Raw genomic sequence first — 18,311 nt, 5'->3', positions numbered from 1 at the left:
TGTCGTTCTACAACGCCGACGCCATTTCGGACCGCATGCTGTTCGTGTCCGGCTATCACGAGTTGATGCGCGACGGCCTCGCCGGTTTCCTTTCGCTGATCGCCGCGACCATCAAGGCCAGCCGGCCGCGCTTCATGGTGATCGACGGTTTTCGCAGCGCCCGCGAATTCAGTTCGACGGAGCTGGAGTTATCGCAATTCATCCACGAGTTATCGGCGTTCGTGAGCGCCGCGCGCTGCACGACGCTGATTCTCGCGCCGCTGTCGGGCAATGAGCCGCATCCGGAGCACACGCTGGTCGATGGACTGATCGAACTGAACCGGTTCAACAACGGCATGCGGCGCGCGCGCGAAATCGAAGTGCACAAACTGCGCGCACGCGATCATCTGCTCGGCAAGCATTTCTTCAAGATCACGGGCGATGGTCTCGTGACCTTTCCACGTATCGAGGCTTCGCCCGCCAATTCGACTTCGATGCCCGATTTCCAGAGCCGCCTCGGCTTCAGCTTCCCCGACTTCGATCAGATGCTCGGCGGCGGCGTGGTACGCGGTTCGACTACGACGCTGGTCGGGCCGTCGGGCGTCGGCAAGACGCTGCTGGGGCTGAAGTTCCTGCAAGCGGGCGTCGATCTGGGCGAGAAGTGCGTGTACTTCGGGCTGTACGAATCGCCCGAGCGCCTGATGGCGAAGGCGCAGTCGGTCGGTATCGATCTGTCGGAGGCGCTGAAGGATGGCCGCTTCACGCTCGACTGGCATCCGGCCGTCGAATTGGCGATCGATGAACTCGCGGTCGAACTGCTGAACGTCGTGCGGCGTACCAAGGCGTCGCGGCTGGTGGTGGACGGCATCGACGGATTCCGGCAGTCGGCGAATCGCACGGAACGTTTCGGGCTGTTTCTGAACGCGCTGACGCACCGTCTGCGTGACGAAGGCGTGACCACGCTGCTCACCGAAGAACTGCCGCTCTACGCCGATTCGACGCCGCTCGTCACCCTGCGCGCCTCCGCGATGACCGAAAACATCGTGCTGCTGCGCTATGTCGAAGCGAATTCGGCGCTGTATCGCATGGTGTCGGTGGTGAAGCAGCGCGAAGGCGCGCACGACTGCTCCATCCGCCGCCTGACGATCGACTCGCGCGGGCTTCATATCAGCGATGGCTTTATCGGCCCGACGGGATTGTTGTCCGGACATCCGTCGCTGGCGCCGGCGCTCTCCGTGTCGGACCCCGGCTCGCGGCAATGAAAAAGATCCTCGTCGTCGATGACGAATTCGACATACTCACCACGTGGCGGCTCGTGCTCGAAATGGAGGGCTACGAAGTCTCGACCGCGACGAACGGGCGCAACGCGCTCGACGCCGCGCGCTCGACCACACCGGACCTCGTCATCACTGACTGGATGATGCCGCACATGGACGGCGTCGAATTGATCCGCCAGCTTGCCGCCAGCGAGACGCTCGGCCGCGTGCCGGTGATTCTGATGAGCGCGGCGGCCAACGCGCCGAAACTCGAGCATCCGAATGCGCGGTTTCATCGCAAGCCGCTATCGATCGATCAACTGATCGAGTCGGTCAGGCAGTTAATCGGTTCCGCCTGAATCGCGGGCATGAACCGTGCTCTACCTTAGCGTTCCTGCTTCACCATCGCATGATCAATCAGACGGGAGGACACTATGGCTCAGGATCAACTCGAAGGCGCGGCACAACAGGTCGCGGGCAAGGTGCAGGACGCTGTCGGCGCGCTCACTGGCGACGCCGGGCTTCAGGGCGAAGGCAAACTGCGTCAGGCTGCCGGCAATCTTCAGCAGAGTTATGGTCAGACGGTCGATAACGTGCGTCTGGCAGTGGCGAATCAGCCGATTCAGGGCGTGCTGATCGCTGCGGCGGTTGGATTCGTGCTGGGCGCTTTGTGGAATCGCGACCGGTAATAAGGTGTTCGAAGAGGGCCGAAGTTATTCGCATCGGCCCTCTTCGTTTTTATGCTGCCAGTACATTTCCCAAGGTTCCGATTCCCGGAATCGACACTTCTACCCGCGCGCCGTCCTTGATCGATCCCACGCCGATCGACGTTCCGCACGCGATTACATCGCCCGGTACGAGCGTCATATCCTGCGATAACATGCTTACCTGCTCGGCGGGCGAGAAGATCATGTCGTCGAGCGGATAGTTCTGGCGTTCCACGCCTTCGAGCATCGTCACCACGTTGGCCGCGCGCCAGTCGAAACCACTGACGATAGCCGGTCCCAGACACGTGAAGGTATCGAAGCCTTTCGAGCGGCACCATTGCGCGAAATTGGGATCTTCCTGCAACAACTCGATGGCCGTGACATCGTTCACGCAGGTGTAGCCGAAGATCGCGGCTTCGGCCTCTTCAACCGTCGCATTCGATACCGTCTTGCCAATCACGATACCCAACTCGCCTTCATACGCAATTTTGCCGTGGTAACTCTTCGGCCTCCGAATCGATGCGTCCGGCCCGATCACCGACATCGGCGGCTTGATCAGAAACAGCGGATGTTTCGGCGGCGCTTTATCGAGCTTCTGCGATAGCGCGTAATAGTTGTTCCACAGCGCGATGACCTTGCTCGGCTCGCATGGCGCAAGCAGCGTCAGATCATCGACGACATGAGCGATATCGGTCGGGCGCGGGCGATCGAACAACGCGCCGTCGTGCTGCACGACGCGTCCCGAGTGCTGATCGAGCGTGCCGAAGCCGATATGGCCGTCGGCATCGCGGAAGCGGATCCAGGTGGTCACGTAGCCGCCCTCCTCAGATCGCGCCGAGACTGCGCAAGGTGGCGACCTGATCCGGCGTATAACCGAGTTCGGCCATCACTTCGTCGGTGTGTTCGCCAAGCAGCGGCGAGCGTTCGACTTCGGTCGGGCTATCGGACAATTTGATAGGATTCCCAACCGTCAGATATTTTCCGCGCACCGGATGATCCACTTCCACGATCGTGCCCGTCTTACGCAGCGACGGCTCTTCGGCGATTTCCTTCATCGAAAGAATCGGGCCGCATGGAATATCGTGCTTGTTGAGAATATCCATGGCCTGGAACTTGGTCTTCGTCATGGTCCAGCGCTCGATTTCCTCGAAAATCTGCTTCAGATGCGGCAGGCGCGCGTTCGGTGTTTTGTAGTCCGGATGATCGATCCATTCCTCGCGGCCGATCACCTTGCAGATTTCGCCCCACACCGGCGCTTGCGTGATGAAGTAGATATACGCGTTCGGATCGGTTTCCCAGCCCTTGCACTTGAGAATCCAGCCCGGCTGACCGCCGCCCGATGCATTGCCCGCGCGCGGCACCGCTTCGCTGAACGAACCGTTCGGGTATTGCGGATACTCCTTCATCACACCCGTTCTATCGAGCCGCTGCTGATCGCGCAGCTTCACGCGGCAGAGATTGAGCACGCCGTCCTGCATCGCGGCGAGCACTTTCTGGCCGCGTCCGCTCGTATTGCGCTGATACAGCGCCGTCACGATACCCAATGCCAGATGCAAGCCCGTGCCCGAATCGCCGATCTGCGCGCCGCTGACGACCGGCGGGCCATCGTCGAAACCGGTGGTCGATGCCGCGCCGCCCGCGCACTGCGCGACGTTCTCGTAGACCTTGCAGTCTTCGTACGGTCCCGGCCCGAAGCCCTTCACCGACGCCACGATCATCCGCGGATTCAGTTCCTGAATGCGTTCCCACGTAAAGCCCATCCGGTCCAGCGCGCCGGGCGCGAAGTTCTCGACCAGCACGTCGCATTTCTTGACGAGCGTTTCGAGCACCTTCTTGCCTTCCGGATTCTTCGTGTCGATGGTGATCGAACGTTTGTTGTGGTTGAGCATCGTGAAGTAAAGGCTGTCGGCGTCGGGGATATCGCGCAATTGATCGCGCGTGATATCGCCCGCGCCTGCGCGCTCCACCTTGATGACGTCCGCGCCGAACCACGCGAGCAACTGCGTGCAGGTCGGTCCCGATTGCACGTGCGTGAAATCGAGAATCCGCACGCCGTCGAGTGCCTTGCCGGAATTGTTCATGCTTTTGTCTCCAAACTTTTCGTTCGATGTTTATGTGCACTTCGTCCGCGCCATCGTCTCGGGCGCTTGCAACGTCTGATATACAATATTCCAGACACAATATTAGTCAACTGTCAGGGTATGCAGGATTACCCTGTGATGCGCTGCGTCATCGGCCAAAACGCTTGCTCAACTTGCTTTGCAGCGCACGAGAGATTGCATTGCAACATAAACGCACGTGCGGTCTCGCGATTGATATGTGATATATCTAATATCAGCGAGCCACGGAAGCGCTCGCGCCTCTATAGGAGACGCAATGAATATCCACGAATATCAGGCGAAGGCGCTGCTGCGGAAGTACGGCGTCGCGGTGCCGGAAGGCCGCGTCGCGTTCGACGCGCAGGAAGCCGCCGACGCCGCGCGCACGATCGGCGGGCCGGTCTGGGTCGTGAAATCGCAGATTCATGCGGGCGGACGCGGCGCGGGCCGCTTCGTCAACGACCCGGACGGCAAAGGCGGCGTGCGCGTCGTGAAGTCGATCGATGCCGTGCGCGAGAACGCGCACCAAATGCTCCGCTCAGTGCTCGTGACGAAGCAAACCGGGCCGGCGGGCCGCGAAGTGAAGCGGCTGTATATCGAAGAAGGCTGCGATATCGCGCGTGAGTTGTATCTCGGCATGCTGGTGGATCGCGCGACGTCGCGCATCACGATCATGGCATCGACCGAAGGCGGCATGGAAATCGAGGAAGTGGCGCATCGCACGCCGGAAAAAATCCTCAAGGTCGCGATCGATCCGGCGACCGGGCTTCAGCCATTCCATACGCGTCAGGTTGCGTTCGGGCTTGGCTTGACGGGCGCGCAGGTCAAGGCGGCATCGAAATTCATCACGGCGCTTTATCAGGCGTTTGTGGAACTGGATGCCTCGGTCGTGGAAGTGAATCCGCTGGTCGTGACCGGTTCCGGCGACGTGCTCGCGCTCGACGCCAAGCTCAATTTCGACGATAACGCGCTCTATCGCCATCCGGATATCGAAGCGCTGCGCGATGAAGACGAAGAAGATCCCGCCGAAATCGAAGCGGCGAAGCACGGCCTCAATTACGTGAAGCTCGACGGCAATATCGGCTGCATGGTGAATGGCGCGGGTCTCGCGATGGCCACGATGGACATCATCAAACTGCGCGGCGGCGAGCCGGCCAATTTTCTCGATGTCGGCGGTGGCGCGGCGCAGGAACGCGTCGCCACCGCGTTCAAGCTGATTCTGCGCGATCCGAAAGTGCGCGGCATCCTCGTCAATATTTTCGGCGGCATCATGCGCTGCGATGTGATCGCGCAAGGCGTGGTCGCGGCGGCGCGCGACGTGCATCTGCACGTGCCGCTGGTCGTGCGTCTGGCCGGCACCAATGTCGATGCAGGCCGCGAAATCCTGCGCACGTCCGGTCTCGCCATCATCCCCGCCGATAACCTCGCCGATGCCGCCGTGAAGATCGTCGGCGCGGTGCAAGAAGGAGAATTCGCCAAATGAGCGTGCTGATCGATCAACACACGAAGGTGATTTGCCAGGGCTTTACCGGCGCGCAGGGCACGTTCCATTCGGAGCAGGCGATTGCCTACGGCACGCGCATGGTCGGCGGCGTGACGCCGGGCAAAGGCGGCACGACGCATCTGAATCTGCCCGTGTTCGATACCGTCGCCGATGCCGTCGCGCAGACCGGCGCGGACGCGTCCGTGATCTACGTGCCGCCGCCCTTCGCCGCCGATGCGATTCTCGAAGCCATCGACGCGGAGGTGCCGTTCATCGTCTGCATCACGGAAGGGATTCCGGTGCTGGATATGTTGCGCGTGAAGCGCGCGCTGAGCGGGTCGAACAGCCGCCTCGTCGGGCCGAATTGTCCGGGCGTGATTACGCCGGGCGCGTGCAAGATCGGCATCATGCCGGGGCATATTCACCAGCCGGGGCGCATCGGTATCGTGTCGCGGTCGGGCACGCTGACCTATGAGGCCGTCGCGCAGACAACGGCGGCCGGTTTGGGTCAGACGACGTGCATCGGTATTGGTGGCGATCCGGTGAATGGGACGAACTTCATCGACTGCCTCTCGCTGTTTCTGGAAGACGATGCAACCGAGGGCATCATCATGATCGGGGAGATTGGCGGATCGGCGGAGGAAGAAGCCGCGCAATTCCTGAAAGATGCGCGCACGAAGAAGCCGGTGGTCGGTTTCATCGCCGGAACGACCGCGCCGCCGGGACGTCGCATGGGCCACGCGGGCGCGATTATTTCGGGCGGCTCGGGCACGGCGACCGCGAAGATCGACGCGATGCGCGCAGCCGGCATTCACGTCGCGGATTCGCCCGCCGCGCTCGGTGAAACCATGCTCCACGCCATGCGATAAGCGGCACACGGCGCGGGATGCGCTTCCCGCGCCGGGCACACATTTAATTGTCGATTTAAACGGACATCGATAGACTTGTGTCTTTTCTTGTGCCCGCATGTTTCACTATCTCGACCCGGCGGTATCGCTTGCCGTGCGCATCGGCCAGATCACGGCGCTTTCGTTCGGCACGCCGCACGTCGGCGAACCCGTGCGCGAACCGGCGTTTGTGCATTCAAGCGCCATTGTTCCGACACCAGACGCAAAAAAGGCCGCGCAACCCATGCCGCGCGGCCTCTTGAAAACACGCTGACGCCCGATCGGATCAATCCAAAAAGTCGCAGTTCGCCTCGACAAACGCGGCCAGATCCAGCGAATGCTGCTTCACGAGCCGTTCGACCAGTTCCGTGTCCCGCTTCTCCAGCGCCTCGATGATCCGCATATGATCAACGATCGATCGCGATGCGCGGTCGCTCTGCGAGATGGTCATCTTTCGAATCGCGCGCACGTGCACGAAGATGTTCTTGATCGTATCGAAAATGATTTCCGACTTCGACAGCCGCACGATAGCCGAATGAAACGCGATATTCGCTTCCGAATATTCGTCGATATGCTCGGCCGGCGTCGAGTCGCGGAAATTGTCGAACATGTGCCGCAAGCGGGCGATTTCCTCGTCCGACGCGCGCTGCGTGGCAAGACGCGCGGCCATGCTTTCCAGCGCGGCCCACATGTGGATCATCTCGACGATCTCGCGCTTGGTCTTGCGGAGGATATACACGCCACGACGCGGCACCGTGCGCAGAAAGCCTTCCTGTTCCAGCAAGGTCATGGCCTCGCGGATAGGCGTGCGGGAAACGCCCAGCGCTTCCGTCAATTCTTTTTCGTCGAGACGAATCTCTTCACGCGAACGATAGATGTCCGCCTCGGCAATGGCCTGCCGCAGCTTCGCGTACGCCTGATCGCGCAGCGAAACCGTGGCGTTGATCGGCTCCAGCGATAGCGTCAGACCGCCCGCCCGCTCCACACGATCTACAGATTGAGTATCAGATGGCATTGATGACTTGATTTCCCAAGTGCGGACGGCCTGCGTCGATACGCTTGCCCGAACCGCCGTTCTGATCGTCCGCCGTGAGACCGGCGTAGCGACCGTTGTTTTGTGCGCGTTGCAGCATGTCCTGCGGCACCGCCGACGCAATCATAAACGTAACGCCCACACCCGCTGCAACCAGCGCGAATCCGACAACTGCCAACAAAGCGATGCTCATTTCAGGCTCCGGGTTAACTCCATAAGAGCCTTCAGTATATGTTGCGTCGCAACAGGACGCAACATATTTTGCATCTTGTATATCAGAAACAACGCCGGTTTCGTCGTAGCAGTTTAGGCCGCTTTTTGCGGCTGCGGCGGCGCGGCGGCTCGGGCTGTTCCCTGATTGACGCCCTCTCGCAGCTTGATCAAGGCGAGCACGGCATCGATCATCGGCGTTTCGACGTGCACCATGCGGCCGATTTCCTGCACGACGGTCATCAACGGATCAATTTCCATCGGACGTTTGGCTTCGCAGTCCATCAGCATCGACGTTTTGTGCGCGCCGACCGCGCCCGCGCCATTGATGCGCCGCTCCACGTCCACGCGGAAGTTCACGCCGATCTTGTCGCCGATCGCCTTCGCTTCCAGCATCATTTGTTTCGAGAGCGCGCGCGTGCCGGGATCGCTGGTAAGCACGTCAAGCGTCGCGCCGGTTAGTGCGCTGATCGGGTTGAAGCACAGGTTGCCCCACAGCTTCAGCCAGATTTCATCGCGGATGTTGTCGCGCATCGGCGCTTCCATATCGGCTTTGGCCATCAGATCGTGCAGCGCCTGCAGACGCGGCGTGATTTCGCCGCTCGGCTCGCCGATCGGAAACTTCTTGCCGTAGTGATGCGTGATGACGCCAGGCGCGGAAATCTCAGCCGCCGGCAGCAGCACGCAGCCGATCGCGCGTTCCGGCCCGAACAGGCTCCACTGCTTGCCGCCCGGATCGATACTTTGCAGCGTCGTGCCTTCGAGTTCGCCGCCGTGTTTGTAGAAGTACCAGTAAGGCAGGCCGTTCACGGCGGTGACGATCATCGTGTCGGGTCCGAGCAGCGGCGGAATCAAATCGGCGACGGCGGGAATCGAGTGCGCCTTCAGCGCGATGATGACGACGTCCTGCGGCCCGAGTTCGGCGGGACTGTTCGTGCAGCGCACTTTGACGACGTGCTCCTCACCGTCGATTTGCAGCCGCACGCCATTTGCCTGCATCGCCGCGAGATGCGGCCCGCGCGCCACGAAGCTGACATCCGCACCGGCGCGCGCGAGTTGCGCGCCCATGTAACCGCCGATTGCACCGGCGCCATACACGCAGATCTTCATATTTTCGTCTCCTGAGTTATAGCCTTATAGCCTTCTGATATACAAGATACTACATTCCGTATGAGACAGAGACAAGGCGAATCATTCGTTGATGACCAAGCGAAAACCCGCATACGCGCATGGCGATGCGGGCGTTTAGAACAGTTTGAAAGCTCAGGCTTCGACGGCCTGGAGCGTTGAGAGGTAGCTTTGTGGATGCGCGCTGAGATGCGACCAGACAGTCGCGACGCTTGCGCGCAGCGCGTGACTGCGACGGCGCACGAGCATGACCGTGCGCGACGCGACGGGCGTGATCGGAATAAAGCGAAGCGACGCGTGTTCACACGCGATGCGCGTGTGCATCGGCAAAATGGCGATGCCGAGGCCGGCTTCCGCCATGCGCATTGCCGCAGCGGATTGCGACAAACGCTGCCGCACCGCGCCCGATACCGCGTGAAGCGCGAGCGCCGCTTCGATGGCGGCAAGACTGCCGGTGTCGTCATCGAGCAGGATGAGCGGCTGGCCGCGAAGCTGATGCCACTCGATTCGCCCCACCCCGCTCAGCCGATGCGACTCGCTTACCACCGCCGCGAGGCCATCGTCGAATAAGGGTTCGGCGATCAGTTCGTCGAAACCGTCACGCGCGATCACCACGCCCAGATCCGCCTCGCCCGATCGCACGAGTTGCAGCACCGCGCTTTGCGGCCGGTCGAGCAGCGCGATGGAAATATCCGGCGACTGTTCATGACACGACGCCAGCAGCGACGGCAACACGCTCGCCGTCAACCCGCCACTGCACGCCAGATGAACGATGCCCGGCGCGCGCGCCTCGTCCGGCCGCAACGCCGCTTCGAGTTCCTCCACCAGCGGCGCGATCCGCGCGAGCAGCTTGCGTCCGGTGTCCGTGAGCGCGACCTGACGCGTGGTGCGATCGAACAGCCGCAGCGCGATCTCATCTTCGAGTTCGCGGATGCTGCGGCTCACCGCCGACTGCGTGATGCCGAAGTCATCGCCCGCGCGCGTAAAACTGCGATGCCGCGCGAGCGTGACGAACAGCCTCAACTGATGCAGCGACACGCTCGGCAACGGCCCTTCCACCGTCATTGAACCGAACCGGTCTGCAAGGACGCGTTGATCGATTGCTCGTTCGCGGCCGTCTGCGTCACCGTATTTTCGATCCAGCGTTTGCGCATCGGCGCGAGCACGAACTTCGCGCACAGTCCGGCTGCAATCGACGTAATCGCACACACGATGAACACCGTATTCCACGAGCCGAGCGACGCGAGCACCGAGGCAAGCGGAACCAGCATCGACGCTGTGCCTTTGGCCGTGTACAAGGTGCCCGCGTTGGCGGCGGCGTATTTACTGCCGAAGGTATCGGCGCAAGTCGCGGGGAAGATCGAGAAGATTTCGCCCCAGCACAGGAAGGTCATCGCGGCGAACAGCATGAACATGTACGGGTTATGCCCGAACTGCATCAGGCCGAGCAGCGCCACGCCTTCACCGAGAAAGATGATGAACATCGTATTTTCGCGGCCGATTTTGTCGGAGATAAAGCCGCACAGCGGACGCGTAAAGCCGTTGCACATATTGTCGATGGACAAGGTCATCGCGAGCAGCGGCAGCGTGACGCCGAGCAACGTGACCGGCATCTTCGCAAAGCCGTATTCCTTGGCGATCGGTCCGAACTGCGCGGTCGCGATCACGCCGCCCGCCGCAACGCAGACGAACATCGCGTAGAGCACCCAGAACAGCGGCGAGCGGACCATTTGCGCCGTGGTGTAATCGATCTTGGTCGATACCACGCGCTTGGCCGGCACGATGTTCGCGGGCGGCTTCGGACGCACCAGCATCAAAGCGAGCACGAAGATACACACGCCCTGGAAAATGCCGAAGAACATGAACGCGCTTTCGTAGCCCGAACTCTGGATCATGTTCGAAATCGGAATCACGGTGACCGCAGCGCCTGCGCCAAATCCGGCGGCGGTGAGACCCGCTGCGAGACCTCGCTTGTCCGGGAACCACTTGAGCGCGGTGCCCACGCAGGTGCCATACACGCAACCCGCGCCAACCCCGGCGACCACGGCCGCGATGTAGAGATGAATCAGGCTCGTGGCGTGAGCATCGATCACCCAGCCGATCGCCGCACAAATCGATCCGCCGATCACCACGGGCCGCGGCCCGAATTTATCGACGAGCCAGCCTTCGACCGGCACGAGCCACGTTTCCGTCACGATGAAAATGGTGAAGGCCGTCTGAATCGCCGCTTGCCCCCAATGATGCTTGGCATCCATCGGGACGACGAACAAAGTCCACGCGTATTGCAGATTCGCGACCAGCCCCATACAGATAATGCCGATCGTCAGTTGAATCCATCTGTTGTGATGACGCCGGGGCGATTGATGTGATCGCCCGGACACAACCGTGTCTGCGCTTGCCATTGACTGTCTCCGTTTTCTTCTTTGGCGCTCGTACGGCGCCTGATGAGCTGCGAGAACCGGCGCGGTGCGTCGGCGGCGTGGCGGTCGGTCAGGGGAAATGCCCGTTGCAAACTGCGAGGGTTGCAGCGTTGGGCTGGAGAGCATCCGCGTCAGTCGATCGAAGAATCATGTCGGGCGATTCCCACTAGAGTTCGGATGTTCGATACGGCGAAAATCGTCGCGCCGGGGCGGACGCAACGTGTCTTTCTTGTCTTACTACGGCCTGCAATGCCCCTTACAGACACTTAACCGATGGGGCATGTTGGCATCGTGAGGGAGAAAAACGATTAAGGAAAGTTAGAAAAAATTATTGTATAAATTCACTATCGTTAATGGATGAGGGCTTGTCGTGCTGCGTAATGCAACTCTGCGTCAACTCAAAATTTTCGAAACCGTCGCACGCCGTCTGAGTTTTTCCCGCGCTGCGGAAGAGCTTTATCTCACGCAGCCGGCCGTCTCCACGCAGGTCAAGCAGCTCGAAGAACACGCGGGCCTGCCCTTGTTCGAACAACTCGGCAAGAGGATCTATCTCACGGCGGCCGGCAATGAAATGCTTCATTACAGCCGCGCCATTCTCGAGCAATTTCGTGAAGCCGACGACGCCATGGCGCGCTTGAAAGGCATCGCGGGCGGCACGCTGAATGTCGCGGTCATCAGCGCAGGCGATTACTTTTTCCCGCGCTTGCTGGCCGCGTTTACCCGACAAAATACCGATGTACGCCTCAATCTCGCCGTGCATAACCGCGAGGAATTGCTGCATCAGCTCACGGACAATCTCACCGATCTCGCCGTGATGGTCCGTCCGCCCGCCGACATGGATACGGTCAACGTCTCGTTCGCGCCGCATCCGTATGTGATCGTCGCGCCGCCGGATCATCCACTGGTCGGACAAAAAAACGTGCCGCTGGAAGCGTTGGCCGACGAGCCGTTTATCGTGCGGGAACGTGGTTCTGACACCTGGAATTCGATGGAAGAAGGTTTCGCGGGACGCCTCACGAACCTGAACATCGCGATGGAAATCACCAGCACGGAGACCATCAAACAAGCGGTGATTGCGGGCATGGGTCTGAGCTTTTTGTCGGCGCATACGATCAGTATGGAACTTCAGGTCGGCAAACTCGCCGTGCTCGATATCGCCGCGTTTCCGGTCATGCTCAATTGGTTCGTTGTGCATCGCAATAACAAACGGCTGCCGCCTGTGGCGTTGGCATTCAAACAATTTCTGATCGATGAAGGCGCGGCACAGATCGAAGCGATCACGCAAATAGTCGCGAAAACGGGCAAGCCGGGACGTATAAGTAAAACAAAATAGTTATTCGAAAAAACTTTGACTGTTCTGAATGGATCGATTTTCCTATCCTGCCTGAAAGCCCCCCACGGCCATTCAGGAGACGAACATGATCCACTCGACATACGGCGATGACCGCGAAGTCCACGCGCAAGTCTGCGCATTCAACACCGCGTTCGAAGAACTCGATCTGATGTTTCGATGGGACGTGCCGACGTATCGCGCGCTGGCATCGGCGGATAGCGATTACGGCAAGCTCGCGCAGTACATCGATACGCATCACCCGCATCTGCTCACGGCGTATAGCGCGGAGTTTCTCTGCCAGGCGATCGTCGAGCGCAAGAATTCGACGATCGAAGCTTGCCGGCAGAATACGGTTCAGTACGAAGACAGCACGCAGCGCGCAAAGCTCTGGCGCGCACGCGATCGGGCCGCTGCGACGGTTTGATCGTGCGGTTTATAAAAAGGGCGGTTCATTTTGAACCGCCCTTCTTCTATTTTTAGTTATTCAGCGATACCCACACGGCCTTAGGCTCCGTGAAGTTTTCGATCGCCACGTCGCCGTGTTCGCGGCCAAAGCCCGAATCGCCCGATCCGCCCCACGGCAAGCGCACGTCCGTGTAGCCGTACGTATTGACCCACACCGTTCCTGCCTTCAACTCCGCCGCCATCCGATGCACGCGGCCGATATCCGCGCTCCACACGCCCGCCGCGAGGCTGAACGCGGTGCCATTGGCGATGCGCAAGGCATCGGCTTCGTCGTCGAAGGGAATCACGCTGGCGACTGGCCCGAAAATCTCTTCCTGCGAGATGCGCATCTCGTGCTCGACGTTCGCGAACACCGTCGGCTCGACAAAGAAGCCTCGCTCGCCCACGCGCCGCCCGCCCGTCACCAGCGACGCGCCTTCGCTTCGGCCGATATCGACGTAATCGAGCACGGTCTTCATCTGCTTGGCGGAAATCACCGGGCCCATATTGGTTTCGCGCTTCGATGGATCGCCGAGCTTGATGGTGCGCGCGCGTTGCGCGAGCAACTCGACGACATCGTCATACACGGCGCGCTGCGCGAGAATGCGCGATCCCGCCGAACACACCTGCCCTGCGTTAAAGAAGATGCCCGAAGCGGCGGCGCGCACGGCATTGTCGATGTTGGCATCGGCGAAAATGACGTTGGCGGACTTGCCGCCCAGTTCCAGCGTCACGCGCTTGAAGTTGCCCGCCGCGCCTTGCAGAATTCCGCGCCCGACCGATGGCGAACCCGTGAACGTCACCTTGTCGATGCCCGGATGCGCGACCAGCGCGTCACCCACCACCGATCCCTTGCCGGTCACGATATTGAGCACGCCCGGCGGCAAGCCTGCTTCCAGCGCGAGGCGGCCGATCATCAGCGCGGACAGCGGCGTGATCTCGGCGGGCTTGACGATCAGCGTGCAGCCGCACGCGAGCGCGGGCGCAATCTTCCACATGCCGATCATCAACGGGAAATTCCACGGCACGATCGCCGCGACCACGCCGACGGGTTCGCGGATGGTGTACGTAAGCGCATCGGGACGCGCGGGCACGACCTGGCCGTTGATCTTGTCGCACCAGCCCGCGTAGTAGGCGAGCGTATCGATGGCCGCGGGCACGTCCTGACGCTGCACGGCGGCGATCGGTTTGCCGCCGTCGAGACTTTCGAGCGCGGCGAGTTCGTCCTGATTGTCGCGCAGCAAATCGGCAAGTTTCATCAGGATGCGGCCGCGCTCGGCGGCGCGCATCGCGTTCCACGGTTTGAGCGCGGCGCGCGCGGCGAGCACGGCACGATCGACGTCGGCGCTCGTGCCCTGCGCGACATGCGCGATGGTTTCCTCGGTGGCGGGATCGAGATTATTGGTGTAATCACCGCCGCCCGGCTCGGTCCACTCGCCGTTGATCAGCAGCTCGTAGCGCTTGATTTCCGCTGTGCTTGCCATGTCTCGCTCCGAATGTAGTCGTAATCCAAGTGATGGTGGGACAGATCAGCTATTAGGGATAGCAAAAGGTTTTTATGGTTTTCATAGGGCGAAGTGTATGGTTCAACGCCCTCCGAAATTCTTAATTTCATCTCAAATTTATCTGAATTGTCCGATGGGCCGTGATTTGAAGCATCTCTACCATCTTGAAATTGGCATTGAGTTGCCGCGGAGGTAGAAATGGGTTCAGCCACATCCAGCTCGAAAAACGATCTGTATATCGTCATCCGGCGCGGCGCGTTGCGCAGCATCGTCGGGACCGCCTGCTCGGCGGTCGTGGTCGCGCTGGGCGTTGGTGCTGCAGCGGGACACTTCATCGCGCCGAAGTCACGGCTTCGTTACGAACCTGTGCCGACGCCTTCCGCCGCTCCGGTCGCGCCGGTCGCTCCGGTCGCATCAGGCGATGTCGCACGGTTGCAGGCGGCGAATGCATCGCTGGATGCGCGGGTCGAGCGGCTCGCGGTTCAGCTCGACAAGCTCAGCGGCTTCGATCAGCGCCTGCGCGCGCGATCGTCGCGTGCTATCACGACGACGGTGGCGCGTGCATCGTCCGGTGATGCTGAAGGCGGGCCGGAGTTGCCGCCTCGACCGTGCGACGCGGCGGCGGGTGCGTCGTCGAATCCGCAAGGCGCCCGCGCGGAACTCGACTGCATTTCCTCGACGATCGATGCGCTCGAACACGGTGTATCGCAGCACGAGGATGCGTGGGACGCCTTCCCCGGGCGTCGTCCGATTGCGTACGGGCGGACCAGTTCATCGTTCGGCAATCGGCTCGATCCGTTTTCGGGTCATCCGAGTTTTCATCCGGGCGTCGATCTGGTCGCGCCGACCGGCACGCCGATTCGCGCGGCCGCCAAAGGACGCGTGATCTACGCCGGACCGATGCCGGGCTACGGCAATGCAGTCGATATCGATCATGGGAACGGATACGTCACGCGATATGCGCATGCATCGAAGATCGAGGTGCGCGTCGGACAGACGGTGCAGCCGGGCGAAGAGATCGCGAAGGTGGGATCGACCGGGAGATCGACTGGGCCGCATCTGCATTTTGAAGTGCGAATGGATGGGCGGGCGGTGGATCCGGCGGGGTATTTGGCGTTGTTTGGAGCGGCGGCGGGGGGGTGAGGGTGGGGAGGGATGCGGGCGGTGACATCGTGCGAGGGGCGGGCTTCTGAGCTGCTTAAGCGGCAGCGAACATCGCGGAACGACCGCAAACGTGACATCTGCATTTCTAAACTGCCTACGCGGCAGCGAACAAAAAGCCCGAGCGCGCAGCGGGCATCCTGATTTTCTAAGCTGCCTACACGGCAGCGAACTCACTTCATCGGCACTGGCCGAGCATGGTGATTTTCTAAGCTGCTTACACGGCAGCGAAAATCAAAGACATGGGCGCGACGGTGGGCGTACCTTTCTATGCTGCCTACGCGGCAGCGAACGCGGCGCGAGCTTGCGGCTCTACAAGCGTCGGTTTCTAAGCTGCCTACACGGCAGCGAACGACGTGGGGAGCTGGACGGACGGCTCCACGCATTTCTAAGCTGCCTACGCGGCAGCGAACGGCGGACAGTGTGACGGGGACGTTCGATGACTTTTCTAAGCTGCCTACGCGGCAGCGAACCATGCCGCGCCACCGAGCGAAGCACGCGCCACTTTCTAAGCTGCCTACGCGGCAGCGAACTCGATGGTCATCGTTGCGATCGGGTGACGTGTGTTTCTAAGCTGCCTACGCGGCAGCAAACAAACGATCCGGTGCCCGTCTTTATCGAAAACTTCTCTAAGCTGCCTACGCAGCAGCAAACCCTTGCGGTCACGCGCGGCGGCAGTGATGTGTTTTCTAAGCTGCCTACGCAGCAGCAAACTTACTAGACTGTTCAACTACGTCGCGTCTTTCTTTCTAAGCTGCCTACGCAGCAGCAAACGTCATGCACGGCCGGCGAGGTGATCATGGGCGTTTCTAAGCTGCCTACGCAGCAGCAAACGGAAAAATTCCAACGTCTCGGCGGGCGTACATTTTCTAAGCTGCCTACGCAGCAGCAAACTAGACTCAAACTCCGCCACCCCTTTGATTTAAAAAGAAAAAAGCGCGGACCACCCCAAAACACCCAAATCCCCACCCCACCCCTAACCCCTTGATTCCCCAAGCCCCTCCAAGCCACTCAAAAAAAGGGTTAGAAACAAGGCACCGTCCCTCCCAAACTCAGCCCATAGCAATTGAACCGTCCGGCCACCGCGCGCCCCGACCCGACCCGCTGATCGATAAACAAACAAAACGGCTGTCCCGTGCTCGCGCTCCGCACATGCAGATAAGGCAAATCCGGACGACGTTCGACGCTATCGGGAATCGCCGCCGACGCTTGCTCCATCGTCTCGCCCTTGCGCCGCATGCGGCGCCGACGCAAGCGATCCACATTCGTCTTGAACTGCCGCCGATGCACAACCCCGTGCACCGCCTCCGACGGAACGGCTTCGGCGTCAGTAAGCTTCACATGATCCCGCATACCCTTTAGCCACGACAGCGCCATCAATCGCTGCAAACCCGCTTCATCGCTATGCAAACGCAGCACGTCGCCCAATGAACGCGGAAGCAGACTGTATTGCGGAAAGCTGATCCCGATATCCTCGGACTCAAGTTGCACCAGCGCCCGATGCAGCTTGGCGACCAGCGCACCCAGCAAGTGTGTGCGGCTGAACTCCGGATCGGGACGCAAGGTGATGTCGATAAAGTGCGTCGTCATGGCTGTCAGCTCGCTTCGCCGAAAACGCCACCGCGAATCAACACGGCTATCACGAAGTGTTGTTGCTCAAGCGGCGGCGTCTTGTCTTTCAGCATCCAGTCATCGAGCAACGTGTAGAAGTCCAGCTTCTGCTTTGGCTGCCGATACGCCCTTCCCTGCGTCGTCACCGAACCATAAGGCTCAACCGCAATCGGCCCGGATTCATGCGCCCCTTCGTACCACGAATCAATTGTCCGCAACGCATTGCCGATCTTCTGCGAATGAATCGCCGCGACATCCTGCACTTTATAAAGGTACTTGCTCGGCCTGCCTTTGACCTTTTCCATCACCAATTCCTGCGATGGAAACACCTCCTGTCCACACCCAAGCCGCACATAAGCGATCACCTGAAGCAGAACATGAGCACGTCCCGCGAGACCATCGGCGATCAACGCGCCCAGCGCGCTGACGTTGGCATCGCGTTCATCCATCTCTCGCAGGTTCAGCGATAGCGCATCGAAAGACCAGGCACGCGCAGACTCGCCCTTTCGCAGATGCGTCACGTCCACGCGCACGCTTTCCGCGCCAATCCGATTGCGCCACAGAAAGCGGCCATTCGCCAGATTCGCCGCATAGCGATTGGCCAGCTCCGTGAAATCGCACCGCGCAACGTAATCGCTGACGACGTCGTGCAACCTCGCCCGATACGCCGCACCATTGCACGCCGAAGGCGCACCCACGCCCGACAGCACGCGCAACGTGAACTGAATTCTGAGCGTATCGGCATCGGGCGGTAACGTGGCAATCTCCACCGTCTGCAGATTGGCGTTTTCAATTGCTGCATCCAGCTTCGCCGGGTCCTGATCCTTCGTCTTCAGTCGATTCGAAATCGTGCCACGCACCGCTTTCTCGCGCACCGCAATCGGCAACCACGCCGATGCATCGTCGCGTTCATCCCAACGTCCTGAATGGAAAATCGCATCGGACGGGTCCAGCTTGCGCTCGAAAGCGAGTACAGACGCGGTGGTCAACTTATCAGACATTTCTTTCGTCATCAAAAGTAATATTATTCAATTGCAACACTCAACCCGAAGCGG

At 60.6% G+C, this 18,311-nt stretch carries 19 protein-coding genes and 1 CRISPR repeat array; of the genes, 9 read left to right on the top strand and 10 right to left on the bottom strand.

Annotated features, from left to right (window positions below):
• From P7F28_RS12070 to P7F28_RS12060, 3 genes are all read left to right on the top strand, one after another.
• Nucleotides 1-1,241, top strand: a 1,241-nt coding sequence (locus P7F28_RS12070; protein ID WP_277184717.1) for an ATPase domain-containing protein, incomplete at its 5' end; no start/stop codon positions are given.
• Nucleotides 1,238-1,594, top strand: a complete 357-nt coding sequence (locus P7F28_RS12065; protein WP_277184716.1) for a response regulator — start codon at nucleotides 1,238-1,240, stop codon at nucleotides 1,592-1,594. The genes P7F28_RS12070 and P7F28_RS12065, both read left to right, overlap by 4 nt.
• A gap of 75 nt (nucleotides 1,595-1,669) precedes the next feature.
• Nucleotides 1,670-1,924 carry a CsbD family protein gene (locus P7F28_RS12060; RefSeq protein ID WP_277184715.1) on the top strand — a complete coding sequence of 85 codons (255 nt, stop codon included), beginning with the start codon at nucleotides 1,670-1,672 and terminating at the stop codon, nucleotides 1,922-1,924.
• A gap of 49 nt (nucleotides 1,925-1,973) precedes the next feature.
• Here the strand turns inward: P7F28_RS12060 and P7F28_RS12055 are convergent, their stop codons facing one another.
• Nucleotides 1,974-2,753: a fumarylacetoacetate hydrolase family protein gene (locus tag P7F28_RS12055; protein WP_277184714.1), complete on the bottom strand. Its 780-nt coding sequence runs from the start codon at nucleotides 2,751-2,753 to the stop codon at nucleotides 1,974-1,976.
• A gap of 13 nt (nucleotides 2,754-2,766) precedes the next feature.
• Nucleotides 2,767-4,023, bottom strand: coding sequence for a formyl-CoA transferase (frc, locus tag P7F28_RS12050; RefSeq protein WP_277184713.1), 1,257 nt, complete (start codon nucleotides 4,021-4,023; stop codon nucleotides 2,767-2,769).
• 295 nt (nucleotides 4,024-4,318) lie between these two features.
• Between frc and sucC the strand changes: the two genes are divergently transcribed.
• The 3 genes from sucC to P7F28_RS12035 all read left to right on the top strand — a co-directional run bounded on the left by sucC (nucleotide 4,319) and on the right by P7F28_RS12035 (nucleotide 6,685).
• Nucleotides 4,319-5,524 (top strand): ADP-forming succinate--CoA ligase subunit beta, encoded by a 1,206-nt coding sequence (gene sucC / locus P7F28_RS12045; protein ID WP_277184712.1) that lies wholly within the window; start codon nucleotides 4,319-4,321, stop codon nucleotides 5,522-5,524.
• A complete protein-coding gene (gene sucD, locus P7F28_RS12040) occupies nucleotides 5,521-6,393 on the top strand; it encodes a succinate--CoA ligase subunit alpha (RefSeq protein ID WP_277184711.1) in 873 nt (290 codons plus the stop codon). Before sucC ends, sucD begins: the two co-directional genes overlap by 4 nt.
• 97 nt (nucleotides 6,394-6,490) lie before the next feature.
• A complete protein-coding gene (locus tag P7F28_RS12035; protein WP_277184710.1) occupies nucleotides 6,491-6,685 on the top strand; it encodes a hypothetical protein in 195 nt (64 codons plus the stop codon).
• Between the two features lie 12 nt (nucleotides 6,686-6,697).
• Here the strand turns inward: P7F28_RS12035 and P7F28_RS12030 are convergent, their stop codons facing one another.
• The 5 genes from P7F28_RS12030 to oxlT all read right to left on the bottom strand — a co-directional run bounded on the left by P7F28_RS12030 (nucleotide 6,698) and on the right by oxlT (nucleotide 11,184).
• Nucleotides 6,698-7,426: a GntR family transcriptional regulator gene (locus tag P7F28_RS12030; RefSeq protein WP_277184709.1), complete on the bottom strand. Its 729-nt coding sequence runs from the start codon at nucleotides 7,424-7,426 to the stop codon at nucleotides 6,698-6,700.
• The gene (locus P7F28_RS12025) at nucleotides 7,416-7,637 is read right to left on the bottom strand and encodes a hypothetical protein (RefSeq protein WP_277184708.1); all 222 of its coding nucleotides are present in this window, start codon (nucleotides 7,635-7,637) and stop codon (nucleotides 7,416-7,418) included. Before P7F28_RS12025 ends, P7F28_RS12030 begins: the two co-directional genes overlap by 11 nt.
• Before the next feature lie 113 nt (nucleotides 7,638-7,750).
• The gene (locus tag P7F28_RS12020; RefSeq protein WP_277184707.1) at nucleotides 7,751-8,764 is read right to left on the bottom strand and encodes a 2-dehydropantoate 2-reductase; all 1,014 of its coding nucleotides are present in this window, start codon (nucleotides 8,762-8,764) and stop codon (nucleotides 7,751-7,753) included.
• Between the two features lie 153 nt (nucleotides 8,765-8,917).
• Nucleotides 8,918-9,847, bottom strand: coding sequence for a LysR family transcriptional regulator (locus tag P7F28_RS12015; RefSeq protein ID WP_277184706.1), 930 nt, complete (start codon nucleotides 9,845-9,847; stop codon nucleotides 8,918-8,920).
• Nucleotides 9,844-11,184 (bottom strand): oxalate/formate MFS antiporter, encoded by a 1,341-nt coding sequence (gene oxlT, locus P7F28_RS12010; RefSeq protein WP_277184705.1) that lies wholly within the window; start codon nucleotides 11,182-11,184, stop codon nucleotides 9,844-9,846. The genes P7F28_RS12015 and oxlT overlap by 4 nt, the downstream gene beginning before the upstream one ends.
• 391 nt (nucleotides 11,185-11,575) lie before the next feature.
• Here oxlT and P7F28_RS12005 point away from each other — a divergent pair, with 391 nt between their 5' ends.
• Together P7F28_RS12005 and P7F28_RS12000 are read left to right on the top strand one after the other, a co-directional pair.
• Entirely contained in the window at nucleotides 11,576-12,535 is a 960-nt protein-coding gene (locus tag P7F28_RS12005) for a LysR family transcriptional regulator (protein WP_277184766.1), read from the top strand.
• An 85-nt stretch (nucleotides 12,536-12,620) separates the two neighbouring features.
• Nucleotides 12,621-12,959 (top strand): hypothetical protein, encoded by a 339-nt coding sequence (locus P7F28_RS12000; RefSeq protein ID WP_277184704.1) that lies wholly within the window; start codon nucleotides 12,621-12,623, stop codon nucleotides 12,957-12,959.
• Between the two features lie 52 nt (nucleotides 12,960-13,011).
• On the opposite strand, the gene P7F28_RS11995 is transcribed toward P7F28_RS12000, so the two are convergent.
• Nucleotides 13,012-14,463 carry an aldehyde dehydrogenase family protein gene (locus P7F28_RS11995; protein WP_277184703.1) on the bottom strand — a complete coding sequence of 484 codons (1,452 nt, stop codon included), beginning with the start codon at nucleotides 14,461-14,463 and terminating at the stop codon, nucleotides 13,012-13,014.
• 219 nt (nucleotides 14,464-14,682) lie between these two features.
• Here P7F28_RS11995 and P7F28_RS11990 point away from each other — a divergent pair, with 219 nt between their 5' ends.
• Nucleotides 14,683-15,627, top strand: coding sequence for a M23 family metallopeptidase (locus P7F28_RS11990; RefSeq protein ID WP_277184702.1), 945 nt, complete (start codon nucleotides 14,683-14,685; stop codon nucleotides 15,625-15,627).
• Nucleotides 15,628-15,670: 43 nt separating this feature from the next.
• A CRISPR array of direct repeats spans nucleotides 15,671-16,539; the repeat unit is 16 nt; unit sequence TTTCTAAGCTGCCTAC.
• A gap of 129 nt (nucleotides 16,540-16,668) precedes the next feature.
• On the opposite strand, the gene cas6f is transcribed toward P7F28_RS11990, so the two are convergent.
• Both cas6f and csy3 read right to left on the bottom strand, forming a co-directional pair.
• Nucleotides 16,669-17,235: a type I-F CRISPR-associated endoribonuclease Cas6/Csy4 gene (cas6f, locus tag P7F28_RS11985; RefSeq protein ID WP_277184701.1), complete on the bottom strand. Its 567-nt coding sequence runs from the start codon at nucleotides 17,233-17,235 to the stop codon at nucleotides 16,669-16,671.
• A 5-nt stretch (nucleotides 17,236-17,240) separates the two neighbouring features.
• Nucleotides 17,241-18,257 carry a type I-F CRISPR-associated protein Csy3 gene (csy3, locus tag P7F28_RS11980; protein WP_277184700.1) on the bottom strand — a complete coding sequence of 339 codons (1,017 nt, stop codon included), beginning with the start codon at nucleotides 18,255-18,257 and terminating at the stop codon, nucleotides 17,241-17,243.
• Between the last annotated feature and the right edge of the window lie 54 nt (nucleotides 18,258-18,311).

Source organism: Caballeronia sp. BR00000012568055 (genome assembly GCF_029439455.1).
In the GTDB taxonomy this organism is placed as follows: Bacteria; Pseudomonadota; Gammaproteobacteria; order Burkholderiales; family Burkholderiaceae; genus Caballeronia.
Note: the sequence above shows the minus strand (reverse complement) of the source record. Positions and strands in the feature narration are given on the sequence as shown.